The organism is Allobosea sp. TBD101 (assembly GCF_059817965.1).
Genome location: NZ_CM187543.1, coordinates 3,245,015 through 3,271,181, shown reverse-complemented (window position 1 = coordinate 3,271,181; position 26,167 = coordinate 3,245,015). Strand labels below are relative to the sequence as shown.

At 68.2% G+C, this 26,167-nt stretch carries 25 protein-coding genes; 8 read left to right on the top strand and 17 right to left on the bottom strand.

Annotated elements, in window-relative coordinates:
• Window positions 1-84: 84 nt before the first annotated feature.
• The 4 genes from AC6RIC_RS16015 to AC6RIC_RS16000 form a co-directional block, all read right to left on the bottom strand.
• Window positions 85-1,422, bottom strand: coding sequence for an ABC transporter substrate-binding protein (locus AC6RIC_RS16015; RefSeq protein WP_499733068.1), 1,338 nt, complete (start codon window positions 1,420-1,422; stop codon window positions 85-87).
• Between the two features lie 468 nt (window positions 1,423-1,890).
• Complete coding sequence (locus AC6RIC_RS16010; protein ID WP_454657191.1) at window positions 1,891-3,246, bottom strand: sigma-54-dependent transcriptional regulator; 1,356 nt, start codon at window positions 3,244-3,246, stop codon at window positions 1,891-1,893.
• Window positions 3,243-5,186 carry an ATP-binding protein gene (locus tag AC6RIC_RS16005; protein ID WP_499733067.1) on the bottom strand — a complete coding sequence of 648 codons (1,944 nt, stop codon included), beginning with the start codon at window positions 5,184-5,186 and terminating at the stop codon, window positions 3,243-3,245. The genes AC6RIC_RS16010 and AC6RIC_RS16005 overlap by 4 nt, the downstream gene beginning before the upstream one ends.
• Entirely contained in the window at window positions 5,183-6,559 is a 1,377-nt protein-coding gene (locus tag AC6RIC_RS16000) for an ABC transporter substrate-binding protein (protein WP_454657189.1), read from the bottom strand. Before AC6RIC_RS16000 ends, AC6RIC_RS16005 begins: the two co-directional genes overlap by 4 nt.
• Window positions 6,560-6,700: 141 nt before the next feature.
• Between AC6RIC_RS16000 and AC6RIC_RS15995 the strand changes: the two genes are divergently transcribed.
• Entirely contained in the window at window positions 6,701-7,447 is a 747-nt protein-coding gene (locus tag AC6RIC_RS15995; RefSeq protein ID WP_454657188.1) for a hypothetical protein, read from the top strand.
• Window positions 7,448-7,475: 28 nt separating this feature from the next.
• Here AC6RIC_RS15995 and AC6RIC_RS15990 read toward each other — a convergent pair whose 3' ends face one another.
• The 6 genes from AC6RIC_RS15990 to AC6RIC_RS15965 are packed head-to-tail and all read right to left on the bottom strand — an operon-like array spanning window position 7,476 to window position 13,543.
• Entirely contained in the window at window positions 7,476-8,381 is a 906-nt protein-coding gene (locus tag AC6RIC_RS15990) for an RDD family protein (RefSeq protein WP_499733066.1), read from the bottom strand.
• On the bottom strand, window positions 8,365-9,402 hold the full coding sequence (locus AC6RIC_RS15985; RefSeq protein WP_499733065.1) for a stage II sporulation protein M: 1,038 nt from the start codon (window positions 9,400-9,402) through the stop codon (window positions 8,365-8,367). The genes AC6RIC_RS15990 and AC6RIC_RS15985 overlap by 17 nt, the downstream gene beginning before the upstream one ends.
• A 17-nt stretch (window positions 9,403-9,419) precedes the next feature.
• Window positions 9,420-10,733, bottom strand: a complete 1,314-nt coding sequence (locus AC6RIC_RS15980) for a DUF58 domain-containing protein (RefSeq protein WP_499733064.1) — start codon at window positions 10,731-10,733, stop codon at window positions 9,420-9,422.
• Window positions 10,730-11,686 (bottom strand): AAA family ATPase, encoded by a 957-nt coding sequence (locus AC6RIC_RS15975; protein ID WP_499733063.1) that lies wholly within the window; start codon window positions 11,684-11,686, stop codon window positions 10,730-10,732. Before AC6RIC_RS15975 ends, AC6RIC_RS15980 begins: the two co-directional genes overlap by 4 nt.
• Window positions 11,655-12,890, bottom strand: a complete 1,236-nt coding sequence (locus tag AC6RIC_RS15970; protein WP_499733062.1) for a DUF4350 domain-containing protein — start codon at window positions 12,888-12,890, stop codon at window positions 11,655-11,657. Before AC6RIC_RS15970 ends, AC6RIC_RS15975 begins: the two co-directional genes overlap by 32 nt.
• Window positions 12,890-13,543 (bottom strand): DUF4129 domain-containing protein, encoded by a 654-nt coding sequence (locus AC6RIC_RS15965; RefSeq protein WP_499733061.1) that lies wholly within the window; start codon window positions 13,541-13,543, stop codon window positions 12,890-12,892. Before AC6RIC_RS15965 ends, AC6RIC_RS15970 begins: the two co-directional genes overlap by 1 nt.
• A 140-nt stretch (window positions 13,544-13,683) precedes the next feature.
• On the opposite strand from AC6RIC_RS15965, the gene AC6RIC_RS15960 reads away from it, so the two are divergent.
• Both AC6RIC_RS15960 and AC6RIC_RS15955 read left to right on the top strand, forming a co-directional pair.
• A complete protein-coding gene (locus AC6RIC_RS15960) occupies window positions 13,684-14,352 on the top strand; it encodes a MarR family winged helix-turn-helix transcriptional regulator (RefSeq protein WP_499733060.1) in 669 nt (222 codons plus the stop codon).
• A gap of 15 nt (window positions 14,353-14,367) precedes the next feature.
• Window positions 14,368-15,087: a hypothetical protein gene (locus AC6RIC_RS15955; protein ID WP_499733059.1), complete on the top strand. Its 720-nt coding sequence runs from the start codon at window positions 14,368-14,370 to the stop codon at window positions 15,085-15,087.
• Between the two features lie 82 nt (window positions 15,088-15,169).
• Here AC6RIC_RS15955 and AC6RIC_RS15950 read toward each other — a convergent pair whose 3' ends face one another.
• Together AC6RIC_RS15950 and AC6RIC_RS15945 are read right to left on the bottom strand one after the other, a co-directional pair.
• Window positions 15,170-15,787: a UbiX family flavin prenyltransferase gene (locus AC6RIC_RS15950; RefSeq protein WP_499733058.1), complete on the bottom strand. Its 618-nt coding sequence runs from the start codon at window positions 15,785-15,787 to the stop codon at window positions 15,170-15,172.
• On the bottom strand, window positions 15,784-17,331 hold the full coding sequence (locus AC6RIC_RS15945; protein WP_499733057.1) for a UbiD family decarboxylase: 1,548 nt from the start codon (window positions 17,329-17,331) through the stop codon (window positions 15,784-15,786). The genes AC6RIC_RS15950 and AC6RIC_RS15945 overlap by 4 nt, the downstream gene beginning before the upstream one ends.
• Before the next feature lie 83 nt (window positions 17,332-17,414).
• Between AC6RIC_RS15945 and ubiT the strand changes: the two genes are divergently transcribed.
• The 4 genes from ubiT to AC6RIC_RS15925 are packed head-to-tail and all read left to right on the top strand — an operon-like array spanning window position 17,415 to window position 20,236.
• The gene (ubiT, locus tag AC6RIC_RS15940) at window positions 17,415-17,963 is read left to right on the top strand and encodes a ubiquinone anaerobic biosynthesis accessory factor UbiT (RefSeq protein WP_499733056.1); all 549 of its coding nucleotides are present in this window, start codon (window positions 17,415-17,417) and stop codon (window positions 17,961-17,963) included.
• Entirely contained in the window at window positions 17,954-18,931 is a 978-nt protein-coding gene (ubiU, locus tag AC6RIC_RS15935) for a ubiquinone anaerobic biosynthesis protein UbiU (RefSeq protein WP_499733055.1), read from the top strand. The genes ubiT and ubiU overlap by 10 nt, the downstream gene beginning before the upstream one ends.
• 13 nt (window positions 18,932-18,944) lie before the next feature.
• Entirely contained in the window at window positions 18,945-19,841 is an 897-nt protein-coding gene (gene ubiV / locus AC6RIC_RS15930) for a ubiquinone anaerobic biosynthesis protein UbiV (protein WP_499733054.1), read from the top strand.
• A gap of 32 nt (window positions 19,842-19,873) precedes the next feature.
• Window positions 19,874-20,236, top strand: coding sequence for a hypothetical protein (locus tag AC6RIC_RS15925; RefSeq protein ID WP_499733053.1), 363 nt, complete (start codon window positions 19,874-19,876; stop codon window positions 20,234-20,236).
• A gap of 8 nt (window positions 20,237-20,244) precedes the next feature.
• On the opposite strand, the gene AC6RIC_RS15920 is transcribed toward AC6RIC_RS15925, so the two are convergent.
• The 5 genes from AC6RIC_RS15920 to AC6RIC_RS15900 form a co-directional block, all read right to left on the bottom strand.
• Window positions 20,245-21,174 carry an arginase family protein gene (locus AC6RIC_RS15920; RefSeq protein ID WP_499733052.1) on the bottom strand — a complete coding sequence of 310 codons (930 nt, stop codon included), beginning with the start codon at window positions 21,172-21,174 and terminating at the stop codon, window positions 20,245-20,247.
• Window positions 21,175-21,242: 68 nt separating this feature from the next.
• A complete protein-coding gene (locus tag AC6RIC_RS15915) occupies window positions 21,243-22,361 on the bottom strand; it encodes an ABC transporter substrate-binding protein (protein ID WP_499733051.1) in 1,119 nt (372 codons plus the stop codon).
• Between the two features lie 19 nt (window positions 22,362-22,380).
• Window positions 22,381-23,184, bottom strand: coding sequence for an ABC transporter permease (locus tag AC6RIC_RS15910; RefSeq protein ID WP_499733050.1), 804 nt, complete (start codon window positions 23,182-23,184; stop codon window positions 22,381-22,383).
• 2 nt (window positions 23,185-23,186) lie between these two features.
• Window positions 23,187-24,041: an ABC transporter permease gene (locus AC6RIC_RS15905; protein ID WP_499733049.1), complete on the bottom strand. Its 855-nt coding sequence runs from the start codon at window positions 24,039-24,041 to the stop codon at window positions 23,187-23,189.
• The gene (locus AC6RIC_RS15900; RefSeq protein ID WP_499733048.1) at window positions 24,038-25,132 is read right to left on the bottom strand and encodes an ABC transporter ATP-binding protein; all 1,095 of its coding nucleotides are present in this window, start codon (window positions 25,130-25,132) and stop codon (window positions 24,038-24,040) included. Before AC6RIC_RS15900 ends, AC6RIC_RS15905 begins: the two co-directional genes overlap by 4 nt.
• A gap of 124 nt (window positions 25,133-25,256) precedes the next feature.
• On the opposite strand from AC6RIC_RS15900, the gene AC6RIC_RS15895 reads away from it, so the two are divergent.
• Window positions 25,257-26,165: a LysR substrate-binding domain-containing protein gene (locus tag AC6RIC_RS15895; RefSeq protein WP_499733047.1), complete on the top strand. Its 909-nt coding sequence runs from the start codon at window positions 25,257-25,259 to the stop codon at window positions 26,163-26,165.
• The last annotated feature ends 2 nt before the right edge of the window (window positions 26,166-26,167 follow it).

Genomic DNA, 26,167 nt, shown 5'->3' with positions numbered 1-26,167 from the left:
GTCGCGCGGTCCCGTGTCTGCGCCGCAGCGTTTCACGCTGCAGCGCGCTCGGGAAGACACGCGGGACGACAAAGACAGGCGAGCTTACTTGGCCGCCTTGAGCGCTTCTTCAGCCTTGGCCTTGGCCTTGGCGTAGTTGTCGCGGGCGAAGCTCGCCCATTGCGCCTCGAGCTCGGCCTGGCGGGCGCCCTTTTCCTTGCTGCCTGTGAAGGCGCCGCGCAGCTCCGCGCTCGCGGCCTGCGCTTCGCTGACCGGCATGGCGGCGAGCAGCACGCGCGCTTCCTCGGCCAGCGCCTTGGCCTTGTCGTTCGGCTTCTTGGCCAGCGCCGCATCGACCTCGTGCAGCACCTTGTTGACGCCCTTCAACGCGTCGAGCTGGAAGGAGATGAGCTGGTCGAACAGCGTGTCGACGACCGCCGTGCGACCTTCAGACTTGTCGACGTCGAAGCCGATCATCTTCTGGAAACGCGGATCGGTGAAGGGGTTCGGATAATCGGCACCGGCCTTGGCGTAGACGGCCGGGTTGACCGGCAGACGGCGGATGCCGGGCTCGAGCAGCACTTCCTGGCCGGCGGGCGAGAGCAGGAACTCGACGAAGGCCTCGGCTGCGACCCTGTTCGGCGGGTTGGTGACGATGCCGACATTGGCCGGGACCACCGTCGTCACGCTCGGATAGACGAACTTGACCGGGAAGCCCGAAGCCTGGGCCGAGAAGGCGAAGAAGTCGATGACGACGCCGACGCCGACCTGGCCGGAATTGACCTGCTCCGGCACGCCGAAGGAGCGCTCGTTGATCGAGCGGAAATTGCCGGCCATTGCCTTGATGGTGCGCCAGCCCTTGTCCCAGCCTTCGCCCTGCAGGATCGTCTCGATCGTCAGGTGCGTCGTGCCGGAGCGGGAGGGCGCCGCGATCGCGACATGATCGTAGAAGACCGGCTTGGCGAGGTCCTGCCATTCCTTCGGCTCGGGCAGCTTGTTGGCCTTGGCATAGCGGTCATTCCACATGATGCCGTAGCCGGAGGCCGCGAAGCCGAAATAGAAGCCCTGCGGATCGTTGATCGGATAGGAGCCGATCTTGTCGGGGATGCCGGTCGCCTTGGGCTTGTAGGCGGTGAGCAGCTTCTTGCCTTTCAGCACCTCGAAGGCGTCGGGCGCCGAGGCCCAGAACAGGTCGACCTGGTTGTTCGCCTTGGTCTCCTCGACATATTTCACGCCGGCATTGGTGTTGCGGTTCTGCACTTCGAGCGTGACGCCCGGAACCGCCTTCTCGAACGCCTTCTTCATGGGGTCGGTGACGTCCTTGGAGAAGGAGGTCACCACCGTGACCTTCCCGGCAGGCGCCTGCGCCAGCGCGATGGTCATAAACGAGGCGCTCAACGACAGGCCAAGAGTGGTCGCGAGCGCGGTTCTACGATTCAACATGGCTTCCTCCCGAAGCGTGTTATCTGGTCGACGTCGAGGTCGATGCCATCTTCTCAGCAATGGTGATGCCAAGTGCCGGTGGCATTGATTTCGTTGCGGAATTCGGAAGGAGGGGTCTTCAGATACCCGGTTTCGGGGGCATGGCGGTAACTTGCCGGAGCCCCTGATGGGTCATTGCGGTAACGTCGCCGCCGTCATTGCGAGGAGCGAAGCGACGAAGCAATCCAGCGGGACTGGGTTGAACCTCTCGGAGCTCTCACCCGATCCCCTGGATTGCTTCGCTGCGCTCGCAATGACGATCAGTGGGGCGGAGTACCCGGCACTTTACAAAGCGCGCGTCATCCCGGACGCAGCGGAGCAGAGATCCGGGATCCATCATAGAGCGCAGCGCTTTACGATGGATCCCGGGTCAAGCCCGGGATGACGGTGTGGGTCCGAAGAAAAACCTGACTCGTGGACCTCGATTGCTCAGTCTGCGAGCGCCGCCGCGCCGCTCAAGCCATACCGGCGCATCTTGAGGTAGAGCGTCTTGCGGGTGATGCCGAGCGCCGCGGCGGTGATGCCGATGCGCCCGCCATGGCGCTTCAGGGCGGCGCCGATCGCCTCTGCCTCGGCGATGGCGACCAGCTCCTCCAGCGTGCGCTCCGCGCCGTCGGATGCTGCCGCGCCGGTATCGGCATCTTCGAAATCCTCGTCCATGCCGAGCAGGCTGCGTTCGGCGGCGTTCCGGAGTTCGCGCACATTGCCCGGCCAATCCTGCCGCGTCAGCCGTTGCAGCAGGTCGCGCCCCAGCGGCGGTGCCGAGCGGCCGACGCGGGCGGCGGCAAGCGCGAGGAAGTGCTGGAACAGCAGCGGGATATCCTCGCGCCGGTCGCGCAGAGGCGGCAGGCGCAGGGTCACGACGTTCAGCCGGTAGACAAGGTCCTCGCGGAAGCCGCCGGATTTGGCGAGCGCGGCGAGGTCGGTCTTTGTCGCCGCGACGATGCGGATATCGACCGCGATCTCCTTGTTGGAGCCGAGGCGCTCGATTCGCCGTTCCTGCAAGGCGCGCAGCAGGCGCACCTGCGCGGCCATCGGCATCGACTCGATTTCGTCGAGGAAGAGCGTGCCGCCGCTGGCATGCTCGATCTTGCCGATCCGCCGCTCGCGCGCCCCGGTGAAGGCGCCGGCCTCGTGCCCGAACAATTCGCTCTCGATCATGGTCTCGGGGATCGCCCCGCAATTCACCGCGACGAAGCGCCCGGTGCGGCGATTGCCGAGATCGTGCAGCGCCCGGGCCGCGACCTCCTTGCCGGTGCCGGTCTCGCCGAAGAGCAGCACGTCGGTATCGGCATCGGCGAGCAAGGCAAGCCGGCTGCGCAACCGCACGACCGCCGGGGAATGGCCGACGACACGCGCCGCCCATGGGTCTTCGGGATGGGCGCCGGCCCTGAGCGAGCGGTTCTCGATGATCAGCCGGCGGTATTCGCTGGCACGCCGGATCGTCTCGATCAGGCGGACGGGATCGGCCGGCTTTTCGACGAAATCCCAGGCACCTTCGCGGATCGCCTTCACCGCCATGGGAACATCGGCATGGCCGGTGATCAGCACGACGGGGATCTCCGCGTCGATCGCGGTCACGGCCGCGAGCAGGCCGAAGCCGTCGCGACCGGGCATGCGGACATCGCTGACCAGTACGACCGATGCATCGCGCCCGAGTTCGGCCAGCGCGGCATCCGCCGAGCGCTTGGCAGTCACCGAAAAACCTTCCAGCTCCAGCGTCAGCCGCCAGGCTTCCAGCACCTCGGCATCGTCATCAACGAGGACGACTTTTTGAGTGCTCATGCGTCGATTTCCAGCGGGGCCATGACGTGGGCTGTCGTCCCTTCGAGGGTGATCAGGAAACGGGTGCCGGCGGGGCCGGTCTCGGAGACCGCGAGCGTGCCGCCGAGATCCTTGATGATGTTGTAGGACAGCGAGAGGCCAAGGCCGAGCCCCGAGCCGACCGGCTTGGTCGTGAAGAACGGGTCGAAGATGCGTTCCAAGTGCGCCCGGTCGATGCCGGGCCCGCTATCCGCGACCCAGATCTCGACCTTGTGGCCAGCACGGCGCGCACCGATCGCGATCGTCGCGCCCTCCATGCCTGCGACGGCGTCGAGTGCATTGGCGATCAGATTGACCAGCACCTGCTCCAGCCGGATTTCCTCGGCATGGACATGCAGCCGCCCGGCCGGCAGGTCGCGGGTCAGCGTCACGCGCTCGGCATCGAAGCGCGGCCCGAACAACGACAGCGCGGTTTCGACGACATCGCCGACAGAGACAGGGTTTAGAACCACGCCGGGTTTGCGGGCAAAGCGCCGGAGATGCGCGATCAGATCGGCTGCGCGCGTCGTCAGCGCCTGGATGCGGCCGATGGCCTTGCGCGCTTCGTCGGGCCGCCCGCGTTCCAGCAGCAGCGCACCGTTATGGGCATGGGAGCGGATCGCGGCGAGCGGCTGGTTGAGCTCGTGGCTGAGGCCCGCCGCCATCTGCCCGAGCGCAGCCAGCTTGGCCGCCTGGATCAGGTCGTCGCGCGTCTGGCGGAACACGGCGAGCGCGCGGGTGAGGTCGCCGAGCTCGTCATTGCCCGCCTTGGGTAGCAGCGCCGAGGACTGGCCGCTGGCGATGCTGGTCGCGGCCTCGGTCAGGACCCGCAGGCGCGCCACGAGATGGCGTCGGACATAGAACCAGCCGATCAGGAGCGCGCCCAGCAGCGACGCCGCAGCGATGGCGAGCAGCAGGTTGCGGCCGAGCCGTATCGCTTCGGCCGAGCGGTCGGCGGCTTCCTTCGCCACGGCCTCGGTCCGCTGCACCTCCTGCGAGACCAGTGAGCCCAGTTCCGTGACGAGGCGACGGCTTTCAGAGATCAGGCGCTGCGCATCGGCGAGCGCGGCGAGTTCCGAGCGCTTGAGGCCGGGCAGGCCGGTCGTGGTGTCGGCGAGCCCGACCAGGCGCTGCGTGATCTGCCGCACCGTGATTGTATCGGGCCAGCCTGCGAGCGCCTTGGCCTCGACCTCGAGTTGGTCGACCGCCTCGCCGATGACATGGCCGGTCTGCTCCATGTCCTCGCGGGTCTGGACCGTGCCGAGCCGCCCGAACAACCCGACGATCAGGTTGGCCTGGGCGTTGAGCGTCATCAGCGCTTCGCTCTTGCGGGTTTCTTCGCGGATCGTGTTTGGCTTGCCGGCGGATGAAGCCTCGCTGCCGATCTGGCCGAGCGCGGTATCGATGTTGAAGCGGGCATCGTCGGTCAGCGGCTCGATCTCGTCGATGAGGTCGGCCTGGAGCCAGCGCAGTTCTTCGCTGACGCCGCGGATGCGCTCGGCCAGCGTGAAACGGCGCCCCGACACGTCATCGATGGCGCCGAGATTGCGGCGGATCTCGGCCGCCACGGCTGTCAGCTGCGGCGCGTCGAAACCGCTGCCCGTCCGCTCGGCCAGAACCTTGTCGAGCTCGCTCAAGCGCTCTCCCACCACGCGACGGCCACGCTCATAGCCGTCACGCCGCTCCGCATTGGCGAGTTCCGGCATGCCGGCGATGACGCGGGCGCTGGCCTCAGCCAGCCGTGCGGCGGAGGCGAGACCGGGCAGATGTTCGCGGGCGATTGCCGCCAGCTCCTTGCTGAGCCGCTCATAGGAGATGACGCCGACGATGCCGGCGCCGACCGCAAAAAGGCCGACGCCGAGGAAGGCGACGATCAGGCGGCCGCCGATGCCGAAGCGCCGCTTGGGCAAGGCGGGCGTCATGGCCGCGCCCCGGTCAGGTTCTCGTCGCGCCAGCCCAGAGCCGCCAGCCGTTCGGCTGCACGTTGCAGGTTGTCGCTGGCCTCCGTTGCGCGAGCTGCAATCGCATTCCGGATATCGGTCTCGATCCGTGCCTGCTCTTCGGGCACAGGAAGCCCCCGCGGCACGCGGACGATGTTCTGGAAGCGCCCCGGCTCTCCGAGTTCGGCCGTGGAGATCGGCGGCCGAGTCAGAGCGGCCCGGGCCTGCGTCAAGAGCCTGGCGGCCTGCTCGTCAGGGCGTGTGAGCAGCGCGGCCTCCATCGTCTGGAGGCCGCGCCAGAGCCTGGCGTGCTCGGTGCGGCGGAAGGTGATCCACTCGTCGAAGATCAGGTTGACCAGTTCGTAGCGCCCCGCCGACAGGCCGGCGTCGAAGCCGGTGCGGTTGAAGATGCCTTCCGTTTCCGACAGATGCGGCGGCGTCTCGTCCGGAGCATAGGCCGAGGGCGAGATGGCGAGGCGCCCGATCCGCGGCTCGCGCAGCATCTTTTGCCCCTCCGGCGAGAGCACGAAATCGATGAAGAGCTCGGCCTCCTTCGGATTGGGCGAGGTCGCGAGCCTTGCGATGCTGGCGGGAGCGAACAGCGTCTCGCCGGGCAGCACGAAACGGTTGGTCTCACCGTCGCCCGTCCTGGCCTCCGTCAGGAAATCGATGGAGATGCCGATCCCGAAGCGGCCGCGGGCGACGCCGGCGGTGACGCCGAAGCTGCGCGCCGTGATCGTCGCGAGATTGCCGCCGATGACCGACCACAGGGCCCAGCCGCGCTCCCAGCCGAGAGATTGCAGGAGAGCCTCGACCATCAGATGCGTGGTGCCCGAGCGGGCGGGCGAAGTCAGACCGATATGGCCTGCATAAACGGGAGCCGCGAGATCGGCCCAGGTGCGCGGCACCGGCAGGCCGCGCGCCGCCAGATAGGCGGGATTGTAGACCAGCCCATAGCCCGAGACGGCGAAGCCGAGATAGCGATGATCGGGATCGTTGACCGGATAGCCGGCGATGGTCTCCGGCGCACCGGTCTTGCGCGGCTGTACCGGCGCCAGCAGGTTCGCGCGCTTCAGCAGTTCGAAGGCATCGGGTGCGGAGGCCCAGAACAGGTCGGCCTCCGGCCGCTTCTGCGCGCGGATGTCGATGACCGCGGCCGTCGTCTTCCGTTGCACCACCTCGACGGCGATGTCGGGATGATTCTTGCGGAAGGCGCTGCGGAAGGGCTCGAAGAAGGATGGCGGGAACGAGGTGATGATCTGGACGCGCCGCCCCTCGGCCATGCCGATGGCGGGCCAGCCGAAAGCCAGCAAGGCGAGAAAGGCGAACCTGATCGTGGCGGCGTAACGACCCATGAAACCGTCATATAGCCGGCTTTGCGGCGCGGCTAGGCCGGCCACGCCTTCATGGCAAACGGCGCGCCTCCCGCGCTGCCGCCGATTGTATGCCTGCGCAGGCCGTGCCACAGTTCGGCCTCATTCGCGGCGGGGTTCCTCATGAGCAGCACATCGACCGGCGGATTTTCCGCCGCACCGGGACAGTTTCGCGTCGGCTCGGTGATGAATAAGACCTTCGCCATACTGGGGCGCCAGTTCGGCAAATTCGTCCTGCTGGCCCTTGTGCCGATGATTCCGATCTTCCTGCTGACGCTGGGGGCGCTGTCGTCGAGCGCGCCTTCGCCATCCGGCATCGCCGTTGGCGCGATGCTGACCGGGCTGCTGACCTTCGTGCTCCAGACCGTGGCACAGGCGACGAGCCTCTACGGCGCTTTCCAGGAGATGCGCCAGCAGCCCTTCACCATCGGCGATTCCCTGCGGATCGGGCTCGCCCGTACCGTCCCCGTCATCGGCGTCGGCATCCTGGTCGGCCTTGCGACAGGCCTCGGTATGCTGCTTCTCGTCGTGCCCGGCGTCATTCTCGGCTGCATGCTCTATGTCGCCATTCCCGCCTGCGTCATCGAGAAGCTGGGCGTGACCGCCAGTATGAGCCGCAGCGTCGCGCTGACCAAGGGCTATCGCTGGCAGATCTTCGGGCTCTTCCTGCTCGTTGTGGTGATCTCGCTGGTCGGCATGCTCGTGCTCGCGCGGATCGGCGGCGCCGGCTTCATCGGGCAGACCTTGAGCTTCGCCTGGCAGGTCGTCTCGACCGCCTTCGGCGCCGTGCTCGCGGCCGTGATCTATCACGATCTGCGCATGGCCAAGGAAGGCATCGACCTCGACACGCTGACGAGCGTCTTCGACTGATCGAAACCGGCCGCGCCGCTGCCGGTCCTCACGGGTTGGTCGCGGCGGGCTCGTTCTTGTCGGCGCGGTAGCGGCCGAATTGCTGCTCGCGTTCGAGATGCGCACGCTCGGCCGTGTAGAAGGCCTTGAGGAAGTCGAGCGCTTCGGCCGGCGGGACCGGCTCCGCCCAGCCGATCTTGCGGCGGATCTTGTCGCAGACTTGGCTCTGCATGCTGTGCGTGTCGGGTGAGGGCGGCCGGCGCAGCAATTCTTCCAGCACCTGCAATTCGAAGGCGCCATAGGCGTCGAGCTGCTTACGGCTGAAGACGAAGCGGCTCTGCGCCTCCGCCAGCTCGGCCAGGAGCGCCCGGCGCGGCACCGAGATCACCATGGTCCCGGCGATGAGATCGCCGGCTCGCAGATGGTCGCGGTTGAAGAAGGGCAGGGCCGAGAGCGCGACCGCCCAGCCGAAATAGCTTGCCGCCGTCCAGAATTCTGCCCCCGCTCCGATCTTCGGCACGGCGAAGAACAGCCCGAGCGGCAGGAAGATCTCGACCTCGCGCGTCAGGTTGCGGGCGACGATCGCGCCGGGCAGGAGCGGCCCGCCGCTCCTGTCGATCACCTTGAGGTTGACGATGCGCTTGCCCGGCGTGGCGCCCTGGCTCTGCAGCTCGAAGTGGATGAAGTAGAGGTTCCGGAGCAGGAAGGACAGGAACAGCACGACCGTGACCGTCACCGAGCCGGTAGCGCCGTGCAGGAACGTCAGGCCGAGCACGAGGAAGAGCAGGACGGTCGCCAGCATCCAGAACAGGAAGTCGATCAGGAAGGCGACGAGCCGCTCGCCATGGTTGGCGATATCGACCTCCAACGCCACCCCCTCCGGCGTAATGATCTCGCGCCGGTTGCGGGTGATGCCGTCGAGCAGACGGTTGATGCGGTCAAGTCGCTGGGCCATGGCGTCCGCGTCTGCCGATCGAGAGGAAATAGGCGGTCCACAGCACGCCGGTCGCGATGCCGATCGCAAGCCGCCAGGGCGTCGAGGCGATGAGCTGGCGCAAGCCGCCCTCGATGATCCCGGCGACGAAGAGCATCAGCACGGCCCCGCCCGCGAGCCCGGCCGCGGCCTTGCCGGCCATGGCGAGGCTGTCGAGGCGGTTGTAGCGGCCGGGAAACAGGATCTTCTCGGCGATGACGAGCCCGCCGGCACCGCACAGGATCAGTGCGCCGATCTCGGTCACGCCATGGATCGAGACCCAGCCGATGAAGTCGATCAGCAGACCGCGATTGTAGTGCAGCGCCAGGAAGGCGCCCAGGATGAGGCCCTGATAGCCGAGCAGCAGCAGTGTCGGGACGCCGCCGAGCACGCCGAGCCCGAAGGTCATGATCCCGATCGTGGCGTTGTGCCGGAACAGGAAGTTGGCAAAGACCACGAAGGAATCGACGAAGCCCGGCCAGGGCGCGAAGATTTCCGTCCGGCGCAACTGCTCGGCCGTGCTCGCCGGCCCGCGCCCGCCGGCCAGCCCTTCGGGAACGAGCAGGCTGAACCAGGCCTCGTTCGGCAGCACCATCAGGTAGCCGATGCCGATCCCGGCGGCGATGGCGAGCGTCGCCAGCAGGATATGCCAGCCCGCCCCGCGAACGGCGGCCGGGAAGCCACGCTTCAGGAAGCCACTGAGGGCTTCGAGAATGCCGATGCGCGGGCCGTAGACGACGAAGAACGCGCGCAGCACCAGCCCTTCGAGATAGAGGATCAGATTGCGGTCGAGCGCGATCGAGCGGGCGACCGAGAGCGAGGAGGCCGCGGTTCGGTAGAGCAGGGGCAGTTCCTGCAACTCCGCGGCGGAGAGGCGCGACAGGCCCTTCTTCTCGACGCGCGAGACGAGTTCGTCGAGCATCCGCCAGGCCGTCTCGCGGTTGCGGCGGAACTCGGCGCTGCGCAGCGTGACGGTTGCGACCGGAGCCGCTGGCGCGGCCATCGGGGAGCTGTCCGGTTCTATAGCAGCCCCCTCTGCTTGATGGTGAGGTAGCGGTTGGCCAGGCCGACGGCGAGGCCGCGCGGTGGGATTTCCAGGCAATGCACGCCCATCCGCGCCAGCCGCTCCAGCACGACGGCGCGCTCGCGCTGCAGGTCGCGCGCGACGACCGCCTCGGCGACCGGCCGGAAGCTTGCGGGCTCGGCCTCGACGATATCGGCCAGCAGCGGGTCGCGCAGGGTGACGAAGATCACGGCATGGCGATTGGCCATGCGCTGCAGGCTTTCCAGCAGCAGACCCGCCGTCGTGGTGTCGATGAATTCGGTGAACAGCACGACCAGCGCCCGGCGTTTCAGGCGGGCATTGAGCTCGGCGAGCCCCAGCGTGAAATTCGTTTCCTCGGCCCGGTAGCCGAGCTGGCCCGACGCGTTCTGAAGCCGGGCAAAGGCGCTCCGGCCGGGCGAGGGCTGGAGATATTGCCGGATGCGGGAATCGAAGCCGAACGAGCCGACATGGTCGCCGCTGCGCAGCGCCACCCAGCCCAGCAGCAGGCCGGCATGGATCGCATGGTCGAGCCGCGGCAGGCCGTCGATCGGCTCGGCCATCAGGTAGCCGGTATCGAAGGCAAGCACGATCTGGTGGTTGCGCTCGATCCGGAATTCCTTCGACAGGAGCTTGAGATGCTTGGCCGAGTGCTTCCAGTCGATGAAGCGGTTGTCGAGCCCCTGGACATGGTCGCGCAGCGCCTCGAATTCGGTGCCTTCGCCCTTCTGGCGCTGGACCTTGATGCCGTCGACCGCGTCGCGGCTGAAGAACTGTACGGCGGCCGAGGCGATGCCGCGGATATCGGGCACGACGTCGATCGCAAGCGCCAGAGGCCGCCGCTGGCTCCGGCTGGCGAGGCCGAGCGGGCCACGCCAGCGCAGCCAAAGCGCCTCGATGGTGATCCGCCCGCGCCTGAGTGGCCGGATCGGCAATGTGACCGCGCCAACGGTTCCCGGCAGGACATCGAGCCGGGCGGGCTCGGGAGGCGCGACATCGCCGCTTTGCTCTGGCAGGAGCTGGATCGACACTGCCCGCGCGGCGCCCTCGATGGCGGCGCTGACGCTCAATTGCCCCTCGCTGCCGATGTATAGGCGCGGGGGCGCATCGACCGTCAGCGAAAGCCGCGACGGCCGGGCGCAGAGCAGGGCGTCGAGTCCGATCAGGGCCAGCACGAACAGGCCGAGATCGAGCGCGATCGGCCAGAGCGTCTGGTCATGGATCATGAGGCCGATGGCGACCGGCACGGTCGCCCCGAAGAGCAGGACGGCGCGCGGTGTCGGCCTGATCATCGCGGCACGGCGACCTGGTCGATCAGCTCGAGGATCACGTTGTCGGCGACCAACCCGTCGATCTCGGCATTGGGCGCGAGCACGATCCGGTGGCGCAGCAGGGGCAGGGCGATGCCCTTGACGTCGTCGGGGATGACGAAGTCGCGCCCTTGCGTCGCGGCCCGCGCCCGACTGGCCGAGGCCAGCATCGTCGCGGCACGCGGCGAGGCGCCGGTCTCGATCGCCGGATGGCTGCGGGTCGCGCGGATCAGGTCGACGATATAGCCGACCAGCGGCTCGCCGAGAGCGATTCCCCCGACCAGTGCGCGCGCCGCCAGCAGATGTTGCTCCGAGACGACCGGGGCGAGGCCGAATTCCGCGAGCTTGGGCATGGCGGCGCGGTGCCCGTGGCGCGCGACGATGGCGAACTCCTCCTCGCGGCTGGGATAGGCGAGGTTGATCTTGAACAGGAAGCGGTCGAGCTGCGCTTCGGGCAGCGGATAGGTGCCCTGCTGCTCGATCGGGTTCTGCGTCGCCACCACCATGAAGGCCTCGCCCAGCGGATGGGTCGTGCCGTCGATCGTAACGTTGCGCTCGTTCATCGCCTGCAGCAGCGCGGCCTGCGTCTTGGGCGGCGTGCGGTTGATCTCGTCGGCGAGCAGGATGTCGGTGAAGATCGGCCCGCGCGTCAGGTTGAAGCTGCTGGTGCGGAAATCGAAGAGATTGGTGCCGAGCAGGTCGCCCGGCATCATGTCCGGCGTGAACTGGATGCGCCCGAAGCGCAGCGAGAGCCCGGTGGCGAAGCTTTGCGCCAGCAGCGTCTTGGCCGTGCCCGGCACGCCTTCGAGCAGGACATGCCCGCCGCAGAGCAGGCTGACGAGCATGAGCTCGACGACCTCGTCCTGGCCGACGACGGCTTTACGGATTTCGCCGCGAAGCCCTTCAGTGATCGTCGAGACGTCGCGGAGTTCCATGCGGCAGATCCTTGCGCCAGTGATGGAGCGCCTGCGCCGCGGCGAGCAGCGAGGCGAGATTGCGGGAGCCGGCGGCTGGGTTGTCGCCCAGTCCCGCGAGCGGTTTCGGATCGATGCCGCGCGCCTCTGAAGCGCGCGCGAGCCATGCGGTCAGGTCGGCGCCCTCGAGCCCGGCCGGGGCGCGCAAGACCCGCGCGGCGTCCTGAAGCGTCATCGCGATATAGCGTTGCAGGAACGCGGCATGGTGCCCGGCATAGTCGACCAGCGCTGCCGCGTTGCCGATCAGCGCATGCCGGCCGGCATCGAGCCGTCGTGGCGCCGGCAGCGGCGCGCCGAAGCGCCTCATCGCCGCCCAGAGCAGCAGCGCGGCCGCGGCCAGGATCTGGACGAGGACGAGATTGAGCGGGAATTCGTAGAGGAATTTCAGCAGGTTGGGCGGCGATCTTTTGAAGCCGTGGATGGTCTCGTCGAAGACCAACGGGCCGCTCCGGCCGTCGAGCAGGGCGGCGACCACGTCGCGCGCGAAGGCGGCATTCGCGCCCTTGCCGATGCCGTGATTCTCGATCGGATCGGGATCGGACAGCACGAGGGTGCGACGGTTGCCCTGCCGCAATTCGCCGAGCAGGATGCCGTCCGGCGTCGAGATCAGCGGCGTGAGGTTGGAGCCCTTGATCAGCTGGAGCTCGCCCTGGATGGTCGGGTCTGCCGCCGCGATCGTCTTGCGATAGGTGGCCGGCGGCTTGGTCCGGATGATGTCGCCGCCGCTCACCGCCGCGCCGAGCGCTGACTGGACCCGCAAGGCCGGAGCGAGCTCTGCCTCCCCGATCCAATCCTTGCGCCGCTCCCCCGGTTTCACGGTCCATTTCGGCAGGACGAGCAGAATGCGGCCGGCGGTCGAGAGCTTGTTGCGGTTCTCGTCGCTCGTCAGGCTTCCCGCCGGCTCGGCCAGGATGAGCACGCCGTTCTCGCCGGCCGCCTCCAGCGGCCGATCCTCGGCACGCAGCGTCCGGTAACCGAGGCCACCGAGCAGGTCGTGGAAAGCGAGATGGCCTACGGCGGAGTTGGAATAGCTGTTGGCGCCGGAAGAGAGGCCGGCCGCCTCACGCCCGCCCATGCCCGTCAGCAGCAGGGAGGCGGCGAAGAGCGTGCAGAGCGCCGCGGCAAGCGCTGCAAGGACGCGCGGCTGGAAGGTCGCAGCGCCCATCAGGCCGTGCCTGCCGCCAGCGAGCGCCTGAGTGTCTCGAACTCCTGCCGGCAGCCGAGATAGTCTTCCCGCCCCGCCGGCCGCCCGCCGAAATAGGTCTGCTCGACCGACTGGACGATCGCGCCGAGCGCGCCGGCCCCGGCCTGCGGAAGAGAGACCTTGCGCAGGATCTCGCGGCTGGTCAGCGAAACCGCGAAGCTTGTGCCGAGCCGCAACCGGATCTCGGCGAGGCTCTTGAGCAGCAGCACATGCATGGCCTCGCCATAGTGCCCCCGGCCCGCGAGATCGTCCGCTTCGAGCTGGGCTTCCTCCATCCGGACGGAAGGGTTGGAAAAGCCGGACGGCAGCTCACCGGCCTTGATCCGGCGCGAGCGGCTGAAGGCCGGCAGGCTGTCGCGCAGCGACCAGATCGTCACGGCCACGCCGAGGATGACGGCGCCCCAGAGCAGGAGGCGCGCCGTATCGGCCGAGATGTCGAATTTGAGCCAGTCGAGCCAGCTCGCCGCGCGTGGCTGTGGAACTGGCATCTCCGTTTGGATGTCGCGGCGGCGGATGGCCTGCCTGACGATCTCGCCTGCATCGCCGGCGGCCTGCGCCGCGCTGCTCAGCGTGACGGCGCAGAATGCAACGAGCAGGACGGGCAATCGCTTCACAGGCATCGAATCCGCATGCGGCCGAAGGCCACTATGGCGAAGAAATCGGCTGCGCCATAGCCAGAGAATGCGCAGGCGACACTCCGGCAAGCACCGCGGCAGCGTTGACAGAAATAATTAGGAGTCCTAATTGTTTTTCCATGAGCGAACCGACGAACGATATCGTGACGCGGCTGCGCGAGGGCTTCGAGCGGATCGCCCTCGTCCTGCGCGCCGATCTCTGGGCAGCAGCCGGCGAGGCGGGGCTCAATCCGACGCAGGCGCAGGTGCTCGGTTTCCTCGCCGCCCGCCCGCCGGGCGTCCGCCCGAAGGATATCGCCGCCCATCTCGGCGTCTCCGCTGCCAGCGTGACGGACACGCTCAATGCGCTCGACCGCAAGGGCCTGGTCCTGCGTCAGGCCGACCCGGCGGATGCCCGCTCCGTCGCACTGCGTCCGACCGCCGAAGGGTTGCGGATAAACCAGGCGATCGCAACCGCTGCCTCGCAGGTCGCGGCGGCGCTCGCGCAGCTCTCGCCCGCCGAGCAGGCGAACCTGCTGCTGGCGCAGGTGAAGCTGGTTCGCAGCCTCCAGCTCGCGGACGCCATTCCCGTCCAGCGCCTTTGCGTGACCTGCCGCCATTTCCGGCCGAACGCCCGTCCCGGCGCGGCCCATCCGCATCATTGCGCCTTCGTGAACGCGGCCATCGGGACGGAGGATCTCCGGCTCGACTGCGGCGAGCATGAACCGGCCGACCCCGCGACTCAGTCTGCCAACTGGGCCGCCTTCGAACAGGGCCGGCCACCCCTCCAGGCACCACCCGCCAGCTGAGAAGGAAGCACACGCATGAACCGATTGGGAACCGCAGGCCTCGGCCTCGCGGCACTGGCCTTGCTCGGCCTGTCGCCGGCCGTCATGGCTCATGAGATCAAGGTGAAGAGCGACGACAAGGTGCTGGCGAGTTTCGACATCGTCGAGACCCGCATCACCACGGAAGCCGGCAAGGCCGTCTTCCGCACCCGTGTCCGTACCGATGCGGGCAAGGTGAAGCCGGCCGCGACCGGCAAGTTCCCGGGCTCGGAGGTCTATGCCTATGTCTGGCCGACCTCGCTCAACTCGGGCGATATCGGCTTCGACGCCGGGCAGGGCATCGTCGCCCTGGCCGTGACTTTCCATCCCGATTTCGACGACGGCGCGCGCGGCGCCAAGAACCGCGACGTCTGGCATCCGCACTGGGTCGTGCTCAACGAGGACAAGGCCTGTCCCGGCGGGCTGAAGGTCAAGGACATCCCTGAGGGCGCCAAGCCGAAGCTGCCCGAGACCTGGCCCGGCGTGCCGCTACTGATCGACAGCCCGGCTTATCCGACAGAGCTCAAGGGCGATGCCGTCGAGGTTCAGGTCCCGCTCGCCAGCATCGGGGCGCTCGCCACCGCGTCCTTCGACGGCGTCACGGCGGGCTTGAGGGTCGACGGCAATCTCCACGCGCCGCTGCTCTGCGTCAGCAATGTCTTCAAGGTCGCATCGGGCAACCTGTCGCTGCCCGGCAAGGTCGTGCCAGCGCGCTAGCCCCGACGTGAAAGGCGGCCCGGCGACTGCCATCGCCGGACCGCCCCGTTTTCCCCTCCAGGCAATGGAGAAGGAAGCCGGATCATCGCACATCTCCGGCGCGGCCGGCCAGTCCCGGCTCCACGCCGTGCCATTCCGTCGCCGCCGGCCCATCGAGATCGAGCCCGAGAAGGCCGAGTGCGCGCAGGGCGATCTGGTCGACGATCGCTGCGATGTCGGCCGGCTTCAGATAGAAGGCCGGGACGGGCGGGGCGATGATCGCGCCATATTCGGTGACCTGCGCCATCGCCCGCAGATGGCCCAGATGCAGCGGGCTTTCCCGCGCCACCAGCACGAGCCGGCGCCGCTCCTTGAGCTGGACGTCGGCGGCGCGCGTCAGGAGGTCGCCGAGCTGGCCATAGGCGATGGCGCAGAGACTGCGCATCGAGCAGGGCGCGACGATCATCCCCGCCGTGCGGAACGAGCCGCTGGCGATGCTCGCGCCGATATCGCGATGGTCGTGGCACTGCGATGCCAACGCGCGGGCCCGTGCAGGCGCCTCCGCGTCGATTTCGGCCGCCAGCGTCCGCTCCGCCGCCGGCGAGATCACCAGATGGGTCTCGACTGTGCCGACCTCGGCGAGCCTTTCCAATACCCTGAGCCCGATCGCGGCACCCGAGGCGCCGCTGATCCCGACGATGACACGCTGCGGCCGGTTCATCGCGCAGCTCCGGCCGTCGGCGCTAGCCTCAACGAAGGCCAGAGCGCATCGATCCGGGCCATGACGGCCGGGTCCATCGCCATCGGCCGACCCCATTCCCGTTCGGTCTCGGGCGCAAGCTTGTTGGTGGCGTCGATGCCGAGCTTGCCGCCCAGTCCCGGCTTCGGCGAGGCGAAGTCGAGATAGTCGATCGGCGTGTCGGTGAGCGTGACGAGATCGCGGCTGGCGTCGGCCCGCGTCGCCACCGCCCACATCACCTGCGCCCAGTCGCGCGGGTCGATATCGTCGTCCACGACGATGACGAGCTTGGTGTAGCTGAACTGCGGCAGCAGCGACCACAGGCCGAGCATGAGGCGCCGCGCCTGGCCGGGATAGCGCTTGGCGATGGCGACGACGGCAATCCGGTAGGAGCAGGCTTCCGGCGGCAGCCAGAGATCGACCACCTCAGGGAACTGCCGTTGCAGCAATGGCAGGAACAGCACGTTGAGCGCCTCGCCGATGCGCGAGGGCTCGTCCGGCGCCCGGCCGGTGAAGGTCGAGAGATAGAGCGGCGCGCGCCGCGTCGTCACGGCCGTGACCCGCATCACCGGGAAGGGCTCGACGGAGTTGTAATAGCCGGTGTGGTCGCCATAGGGGCCTTCCGGCGCGGTCTCGTCGGGCGAAACGAAGCCCTCGATCACGATTTCGGCCTCGGCCGGCACCGAAAGCGGAACGCTGACGCAAGGGACGAGCGCAGGCCGCTCGCCGCGCAGCAGCCCGGAGAAGCGCAGCTCCGGCATGGTTTCCGGCAAGGGCAGCACGGCCGAGAGGATCGTCGCGGGATCGGCGCCGATCACCACCGCGACCGGCATCTCGCGGCCGATCCGGCGCCATTGCGCATGATGGCGCGCCCCGCCGCGATGGGCGAGCCAGCGCATGATGGCGCGGTCGCGCCCGAGCACCTGCATCCGGTAGACGCCGAGATTGCTCTCGTCTCCGGGCGCGGGCTCGGGCGGCACGGTCAGGACCAGCGGCCAGGTGATCAGGGGCGCAGGTTCGCCGGGCCAGCAGAGCTGCACCGGCAGTGCCGTCAGGTCGATGTCCTCGCCCCGGAAGATGCGTTCCTGCACCGGTGCCCGCCGGCATTCGCGCGGGCGCATCGAGAGAGCAGCGCGCGCCAGCGGCAACGCCTGCCAGGCTTCGCTCAATCCGCGCGGCGGCCGCGGCTCGCGCAGCTCGGCGAGCTTGCCGCCGAGCGCGGGCAGCTGTCCCGCCTCGACGCCCAAGCCCCAGGCGACGCGTTCGACCGTGCCGAACAGATTGGTCACGAGCGGCATGGACGAGACCACCCCGTTTGGCAGCAAGGGCCGCTCGAACAGCAGTGCCGGCCCGTCATCGGCAATGACGCGGCGATGGATCTCGGTGACCTCGTGCACGACGCTGACCGGCTCGGCGATCCGCCTGAGCTGTCCGTTGGCGTCGAGATGGGCGAGGAAGGCATTGAGGTCGCGGAAGCGAGGCAGGTCGCGGATCGGCAAGGGCAGGGGCTCCGGTTGCCGGACCATCGCCCGCTTCAATCGCGGCCGTCTTTGCGCGGGCGCAACGAGCGCAGCGGCTGCCGGCCTAGTCTCAAGGCCGGAGGTGAGCGATGCCGGAGCCGGAGACGACAGGATTGCGGGTGATGCCGCCGCGATTGCCGCCATGGCTGTCGCGAGCGGTCGCGCCCCTACCGTTGGCGCCCTTGCAGCCGGCACTGGCGCTGATGCTCGCCCGCATCGGCCGCGCCCATCCTGATCTCTATGACCGCCTCGGCGAACACGCCGAGAAGCGCTTCGGCATCGATCCCACCGATCTGCCCTTCGCCTTCGTGTTGGAACCGCGACCGGGCCGGCCGCAGGCGCGCGCCGTCCGCGCCTTGCCGGAAGGGCTCGATGCCAGCATCCGCGGCCCGCTCGCCGGCCTGATCGGCATGGCCGAAGGCTCGCTCGACGGCGACGCATTGTTCTTCTCGCGCGTGCTCTGGGTGGAAGGCGACGTCGCGGCCTCGCTCGCCCTGCGCAACGCCATCGACGACGCCCGCATCGATTTCGGCAAGCTCCTGCTCGGCGGTTTCGGGCCGCTCGGCGCGCGTCTTGCCGATGCCGTGCGCGAGCGGATGCGGGCGCTGCCCGTCGCGGGAGGCTCTTCGTGGAACTGATCTGCCCGGCCGGCACGCCGGCAAGCCTCGAGGCGGCTGTCGAGGCCGGAGCCGACGCGGTCTATTGCGGCTTCCGAGACGAGACCAACGCGCGTAACTTCCCCGGCCTCAATTTTTCACGCGAGGAGCTGAGGAAGGGCATCGCCTTCGCCCATCGCCACGGCGTCAAGGTGTTGGTCGCGATCAATACCTTCGCGCGCGCCGGCTCCTTCGGACTCTGGCAGGCGGCGATCGACGATGCCGTCGCGGCCGGGGCGGATGCCTTGATCCTGGCCGATCTCGCGACGCTCGACTATGCCGCGCGCCGCCATCCGGCGCAGCGGCTGCATGTTTCGGTCCAGGCCGGGGCCGCCAATCCCGACGCGATCCGCTTTTATGCCGAGAGCTTCGGCGCGCGCCGTGTCGTGCTGCCGCGTGTGCTCAGCGTGCCCGAGATCGCCGCGATCATCCGCGAAAGCGCTGTCGAGACCGAGGTTTTCGTCTTCGGCGGCCTCTGCGTGATGGAGGAGGGGCGCTGCTCGCTTTCGTCCTATGCCACCGGCCAGTCGCCGAACATGAACGGCGTCTGCTCGCCGGCGAGCCATGTCGCCTATGCCGAGCGCGAAGGGCAGATCGTCTCGACGCTCGGCGGCTTCACCATCAACAGTTTCGGCAAGGACGAGCCCGCGGGCTACCCGACCCTGTGCAAGGGCCGCTTCACCACGCCGAAGAGCTCCGGCTACATCTTCGAAGAGCCGGTCAGCCTCGATGCGGCAGCGATGCTGCCGGCGCTCCGTGAGGCCGGGGTCACCGCGCTCAAGATCGAAGGGCGCCAGCGCGGCCGCGCCTATATCGCCGGCGTCGTTCGCTCCTTCCGCGGCATTCTTGCCGCGCTCGACGAGGGGCGCCGGGCGCCGGCTCCCGGCCTTGCCGCCATGGCGGAGGGGCAGGCGAGCACGGTCGGCGCCTATCGCAAGGGCTGGCGCTAAGGGATTGACGACGATGCAACTCACCCTCGGTCCCGTGCTCTATCATTGGCAGCCGGAGCGCTGGCGCGACTTCTATTTCCGGATCGCCGACGAAGCGCCGGTCGACACGGTGGTGGTCGGCGAGGCCGTCTGCTCCAAGCGCACGCCCTTCAAGCAGGATCACATCCCCGCCGTGGTCGAGCGGCTGGAAGCCGCGGGCAAGCGGGTGCTGCATGCCTCGCTGATCCTGGTCTCGCTGCCGCGCGAGCGGCGCCAGACCCGCGAGCTGATGCAGGCCGCCGAGGCCGAGGTCGAGATCAACGACCTGACTTGCCTCGCCTCGCTCGGCGAAAGGCCCTTCGCCGTCGGTCCCTTCGTCAACGTCTATAACGAGGCGGCAGCCGGCTTCCTGGCCGCGCGCGGCGCCAGCCGCATCTGCCTCCCGCCGGAACTCCCGTTGCCGGCCATCGCGTCCATCGCCGCGGCGCTGCCGCAGGTCGCCGTCGAGGTCTTCGCCTTCGGCAAGGTGCCGCTGGCGATCTCGGCGCGCTGCTACCATGCCCGCGCGCACAAGCTGACCAAGGACAATTGCCGCTTCGTCTGCGAGCAGGACCCGGACGGCATGGCGGTCGACACGCTGGATGGCGCCGGCTTTCTCTCCGTCAACGGCGTGCAGACCCTGTCGCATGGCGCGGCCTGCCTGCTCGGCGACATCCCGGCCTTGCGCGAGGCCGGCGTCGCTTCGCTCAGGCTCTCGCCGCAAGACTGTGACATGGTCGCGGTCGCCAGGTTGTTCCGCGAGGTCGTCGACGGGCGGCTCGACGCGGAGGAGGCCGAGCACCGGCTCGGCACGCTCTATCCGGACGTGCCTTTGGCCAACGGCTTCCTGCATGCGGCACCCGGCCATGTCCATGTCCGGGCCAGCGTCTGAGGCACAGTTTAGACCTCACAGGGGAGGCGGAGATGGGCGGCAGCTACGACAAGGCCTCGCAGCACGAGCCCGGCCGGGACACGCCTGCGAGCGAGCTGATCGTCCGGTTGCGGCGCGTGCTGCGACCGGAGGGGCTCGATTGCGCCTGCCGCGAGACGCTGGACGGCGCCCTCGACCGCTTCGACCAGCTTGAACGCCGGCGCGAGGCGCGGCGCCGCCTCACCGATGCGCGCGACCACAAGATCCGGATCGAGGCGCTCCTGTCCTTCCTCTCCGATCTCGACACTCTGACCGAGGCCGAGACCGACCGCAGCGTCTTCGACGAGATGGCGCTGCTTCTCGTCGAGATCGCGCGCAGTGCCGAGGCCGGAGCGGCGGCTTTGCGCGCGATGTAGCCGGCCGGTCAGCCGCGTTCCGCCGCCTTCGACTGGTGCTGTCGCGCGATCAGGTTGAGGGCGTTCAACGTCACCTGCGCGGCCAGCAGCGCCGACATGCCGCCGACATCGTGAGGTGGGCTGACCGTGTTGATGTTGACGCCCACCAGATTGAGCCCGGCGCAGGCTTCCAGCACCGCCAGCCCCTCGCGCGAGGTCGCCCCGCCCCAGGTCGGCGTGCAGACGCCTGGCGCGACCGAGGGGTCGAAGAAATCCATGTCGTAGGAGAGATAGACCGGCCGGTCGCCGATATGGGCGCGGACTTCGGCGAAGACCTTGGCGATGCCGCGCTCCAGCAATTCGGCGAGCGGAATCACGTTGTAGCCGAGGCTCCGCCCGTATTCGCCGACGCCGGGCAGCATCGTCGTGCCGCGCATGCCGATCTGGTAGGAGCGGGTCGGATCGACCAATCCTTCCTCGGCGGCGCGGCCGAAGGCGGTCGCGGTATTGTAGCCCTCGATCGGGTAGGCGTCGGTATGGGCGTCGATATGGATGGTGACGAGATCGGGATAGACCCGGTGCAGCGCCCGCATCTCCGGCAGCGCGATCGCCCCGTCGCCGCCAAGCGTCACCGCGACGGCCCGCGTCTCGGCGATGGCGCCGACGGCCGCCTCGATCGCGACATAGGAGGCTTCGAGATCGCCGGGGCTGACCTTGGCATCGCCGACATCGACGACGCCGAGCGCCTCCAGCGGATTGATGCCGTTGACGAAGTCGAAGGCGCGCAGCAGCAGCGACTGCTCGCGGATCGAGGACGGCCCGAGCCGCGAGCCGACGCGCTGCGGATGCGTGCCGCAATCGAAGGGCAGGCCGAGGACCACGGCCTTGGCGTCGCCGATCTCGGTGCGGTGCGGGACGCCCATGAAGGTCTGGGCGAGCGAAAACGGCGCCGTTGTCATCGATAGTCCTGTGTCTTGGTCGCAGAGGCGGGAACGGGCGGCGCGATGCCGCCCGTCAGGGTCGAGGCTCAGGACGCGATCGCGTCCATGTAGCGGGCGAGGATCGTGGCGTAGTGCTGCGCATACCACTCGTTGTCGACGGCGACCTGGCGCGCGAAATTCTCGGGCGAGCCGCAGTCCAGCGCCTTCATCTCGGCCGGCACCATCGCGGCGGCGGCCGGGTTCACCGGTCCGTTGCCGACGCGCTTGAACAGCTCAACCTGGCTCTTCGGGTCCTGCGCCGAGGCGATGAACTTCCAGGCGCCGGCCTTGGCCGGGTTGCCCTTCGGCACAATCCAGGCGCCGGGGAACAGGATGCCGTCCTCGAAGGTGAACTTGATGTGGTCGCCGACCTCCTTGGCGAGCAGCATCGAGCGCGTGTGCCACAGGTTCCCCATAACGACCTCCTGGTTGCGGAAGAGCTGCTGGCTCTCCGCGCCGGTGGTCCAGAAAATCGTGTGCGGCTTGATCTCCTTGATCTTGGCCAGCGCCCGGTCGACATCGATCGGGTAGATCTTGTCGCGGCTGACGCCGTCGGCGAGCAGCGCGGCTTCCAGCATACCCTCGATATTGTTGCGGAGCGTGCGCTTGCCGGGGAATTCCTTGACGTTCCAGAAGTCCTTCCAGTTCTTCGGCGCCGGCCCCTTCAGGGCCTTGGCGTCATAGGTCAGCACGAAGGAATAGAGATAGGCGCCGACGCCCCAGTCCGAGCGATGCGCGGCGCGGACCTTGTCCTGCGACACGATCGACCAGTCGACCTTCTCCAGCAGGTTCTGGCGGCCGAGCTCGATCGAGGCCGGCACGGTGCGGTCGCAGACGTCCCAGGTAACAGTGCCGCTCTCGACCATCGCCTTGATCTTGCCCGAGCTCGGTCCCGAGCCGTTGATCAGCGCCTTCGCACCGGGATTGGCGGTGTTGAAGGGCTGCGCCCAGATCGCGTCATAGGCCGGCACGGCATCGCCGCCCCAGTTGACGACGACGATCTCGCTGCTCTGCGCATGGGCCGGCGTCAGCCGCAGACCGGCCGGGATCGCCCCCAGCATGGCCAGCGCCTGCAGGAAGCGGCGGCGATGCACGCGCTTGCCTTCGGTCTCCCGGCGCAGGATCGCCAGGCAGTCGTCACGGAATTCCTGATGCTCTCTGGTCATGCTGGTCTCCCCTCTGTTGTCAGGCTTTTGCGGCGGTGCTGCGCAGCGTCGAGATCGCGACGGCGGCGAAGGTCAGGACGATCATCACCGTGCCGAGCGCGGCGATGGCGGGGTCGATATTGTCGGCGAGCCCCTCCCAGATCCGGCGGGGTAGGGTGGTCACCGCCCGGCTGGTGACGAAGAGCGCGACGATGGTCTCGTCCCAGGAGGTGATGAAGGCGAAGGCCGCGCCGGCGACGATGCCGGCCTTGATCTGCGGCAGCACGACCCAGCCCATCGCCTGCCGCGGATTGGCGCCGAGGCTGCGCGCCGCCTGCTCCAGCCGTGGATCGACATTGGCCAGCGTGCCGGCGACGGTGAGAACGACGAAGGGCAGCCCCTTCATCGCGTGGATCAGGATCAGGCCGAGATAGGTGTCGAGCAGCCCGAGCGTGGCCCAGGCGCGGTAGAAGGCGACGGCATGCACGATCGGCGGCACGATGATCGGCGCCAGCAACAGCAGGCGCAGGCGCTTTGCGAGCGGCGCGCCCAGCCGCCAGGCTCCGACCGCGAAGGCGACGCCGAGGACGGTCGCCAGCACCGTCGCGCCGATACCGACGACGAGGCTGTCGAGGATGCTCTTCGTCCAGCGGCCATCGGTCACGAGGCTGTTGTAATGGCGAAACGAGATCGACGTCGTCGGCAGCGAGAGATAGCGCTCTGGCGTCAGCGAGATCGGGATGATGACGAGGATCGGCAGCAACAGGAACGAGGCCGCGAGCCAGGCGACGATCCGGTTGAGCGAGATGCCGTTATGGGTCGAGGGGACGCTGAGCGCTGCCATGGCTATTTCCTCAGCGCCTGTTCGACATCCATGAAGCGGCTGAGCCACATCACGAGCAGCAGCACGGCGCCGAGCAGCACGGTCGCCAGCATCGCCGCCAGCCCCCAGCGCAAGGTCTCTGAGATCTGCACGCTGATGAATTCGGCGACCATGATCGTGCGCCCGCCGCCGAGGATGGCCGGGGTGATGTAGAAGCCGAGCGAGAAGATCATCACGATCACGCCCGCACCGATCAGGCCGGGCAGGCTCAGCGGCAGGAAGACCCAGCGGAAGGCCTGTCCCGGCGTCGCCCCGAGCGCGCGGGCCGCCGGCACCAGCCGGTCGTCGATGCCGCGCAGGCTCGTATAGAGCGGCAGGATCGCATAGGGCAGCATGTAGTGGGTCATGCCGATGATCACGCCGAGTTCGTTGCGCACGAGGCTGAGCGGGCTCTCGATCAGTCCGGTCGACAGCAGGATTGAGTTGACCAGCCCCTTCGATTGCAGCAGCGCGACCCAGGCGAAGGCGCGGATGAGGGCGCTGATCCAGAAGCTCGCCACGACGATGCCGAGCAGGATCTGGCGCTCGCGCGGCCCGCATTGCAGCAGGGCATAGGCGACGACATAGCCGATCCCGAGCGCCAGAATCGTGGTGATCGCCCCGATCCTGAGCGTCGTCCAGAGCACGCGCTGCACGGCGCCGTTATTGACGAGCTCGGCATAGTTGGCGACGCCGGGCTTCGGCACGGTGAAGCTCAGCACCAGCACGTTCAGCACCGGCACGAGGTAGAACAGCGCCAGGAAGACGCAAGGCGCCAGCAGCAGCAGCCAGTAGAGCCGCTCGCTTCCGCCGGTTCCGGTGGCAGCCACCGCGCTCATGGCGAGGCCTCGTTGCCACGCACGAGGATGGCCGCATCCGGCGCCCAGGACGCGACGATCTCCTCGCCCTGCGTGAAGCTGCGCTGCCCGGCCGGAACCGTCGCCAGCAGCGTTTCGCCATCCGCCAGCCTGACCTCGACCTCGATCGAGGAGCCGAGATAGGTGATGTCGCCGACACGGCCGCTCACCGAACAGGAAGCGGCCTCGGCGCCGGTCGCCGGCGCCGCCAGCCTGATCTTCTCCGGCCGGAGCGCGGCGACGGCCGCCTGTCCTGCCTGTGCCGCGATGCCGTTCCCGTTCGCCGTCGCGGCGAAGCCGGGCATATGGATTTCGACCTGCCCGCCACTGGCCGACGCGACCTTGCCGCGCAGGAAATTGCTCTTGCCGAGGAAGCCGGCGACGAACTCGGTGGCCGGCCGCTCGTAAAGCTCTGCCGGCGGGGCGATCTGGAGGATGCGGCCGCGATCGAGGATGACGATGCGGTCCGACATCGTCAGCGCCTCCTCCTGATCATGCGTGACATAGATGAAGGTCGAGCCGACCTCGCGATGGATCGACCGGAATTCGGTCTGGAATTCCTTGCGCAGCGCCTTGTCGAGCGCGCTCAGCGGCTCGTCGAGCAGCAGCAGCTCCGGCGAAAAGACCAGCGAGCGGGCGAGCGCCACGCGCTGCTGCTGCCCGCCCGACAACTGGCGGGGATAGCGATGGGCGAAGGCCTGGAGCTTGGCCATCTCCAGCGCGGCCATGATCTTCGGCCGGGCGGCGTCGCCGGTGATGCCGCGCGCCCTCAACGGAAAGGCGACGTTGTCGTAGACGGTGAGATGCGGGAACAGCGCATAGCCCTGGAAGACCACGCCGAAATTGCGCCGCTCCGGCGGCAGCGCGGTCACGTCGCGACCGTCGAGCAACATGCGCCCGCTGCTGGGTGCGACGAAGCCGGCGATACTCATCAGGATCGTCGTCTTGCCCGAGCCGGAGGGGCCGAGCAGCGTGATGAACTCGCCGGCCTTGATCGTCAGATCGGTCGGTTCGAGCGCGACGAAATCGCCATAGCGCTTCCCAACCTTGTCGAGGACAAGCGAGTCTTTCACCGATGCGGTCCCATTCCCCATGCCGTTCAGGCTTGGCTCCATGGTCCCGTTTTCGTGGCTTACGTCAAAAACGAAATGGGCTAAAAGGTATAAATCTGCATTATAACTTGACGGCGGGGCGAGCTTGGACACGCGGCATCTGGAAGCCTTTCGCGCCGTCATCGAGACCGGCTCGATGAGCGCTGCGGCGACCCTGCTGGCGAAGTCGCAGCCGGCGATCAGCAATCTGATCACGCGGCTGGAGGACGAACTCGGCGTCTCGCTGTTTGAGCGCAAGAAGGGCAGGCTGCAGGTCACGCCCGAGGCGATGCTGTTCTACGAAGAGGCGCGGCGCACGCTCGGCGTGCTCGAACGCACCCGGCAGGTCGCACGCGATCTCAAGGGCCTGCGCTCGGGAACGCTGTCGCTGGCGAGCCAGCCCGGCCTCGCCACCTATGCCTTGCCGCCGATCATCGCCCGATTGCTGACGCGCTGGCCGGACGGCACGGTGCGCTTCATCACCCGCTCATCGCCGACCGTGCGCGATCTCGGACGCATCGAGGCCTTCGATATCGGCTTCGCCGAGCATCCGATCGAGAGCCCGGCCTCGGTCATCGAGACGATCGAAGTTCCCTGCGTCTGCATGCTGCCGGCCGATCATCCGCTGGCGGCCGAGCCCGTCATCACGCCGGCCCATCTCGACGATGCGCCGTTCATCTCCCTCTATGCCGACCATTTTCTGCATGAGGCGATCGAGCGCGCCTTCGCCGAGCAATCGGCGCGGCTGCGCATGGCCGTGCATGTCGAGTTCTTCGGGACGGCCTGCGCACTGGTGATGGAGGGCGTCGGCGTGACCATCGTCGACGTCGTCACCAGCCTGCATTTCCAAAAGGTCGGGCTGGTGGCGCGGCCCTTCGCGCCGCGCCTGTCCTATCGCTATGCGATGTTCCAGCCGGCGCCGCGCCCGCTCTCGCGCATCGCCCGCGAATTCGTCGAGTCCTTCCGCGAGCACAATGCCGCGTTGATCCGCGAGCACAGCCCCTACCGGGATTGAAG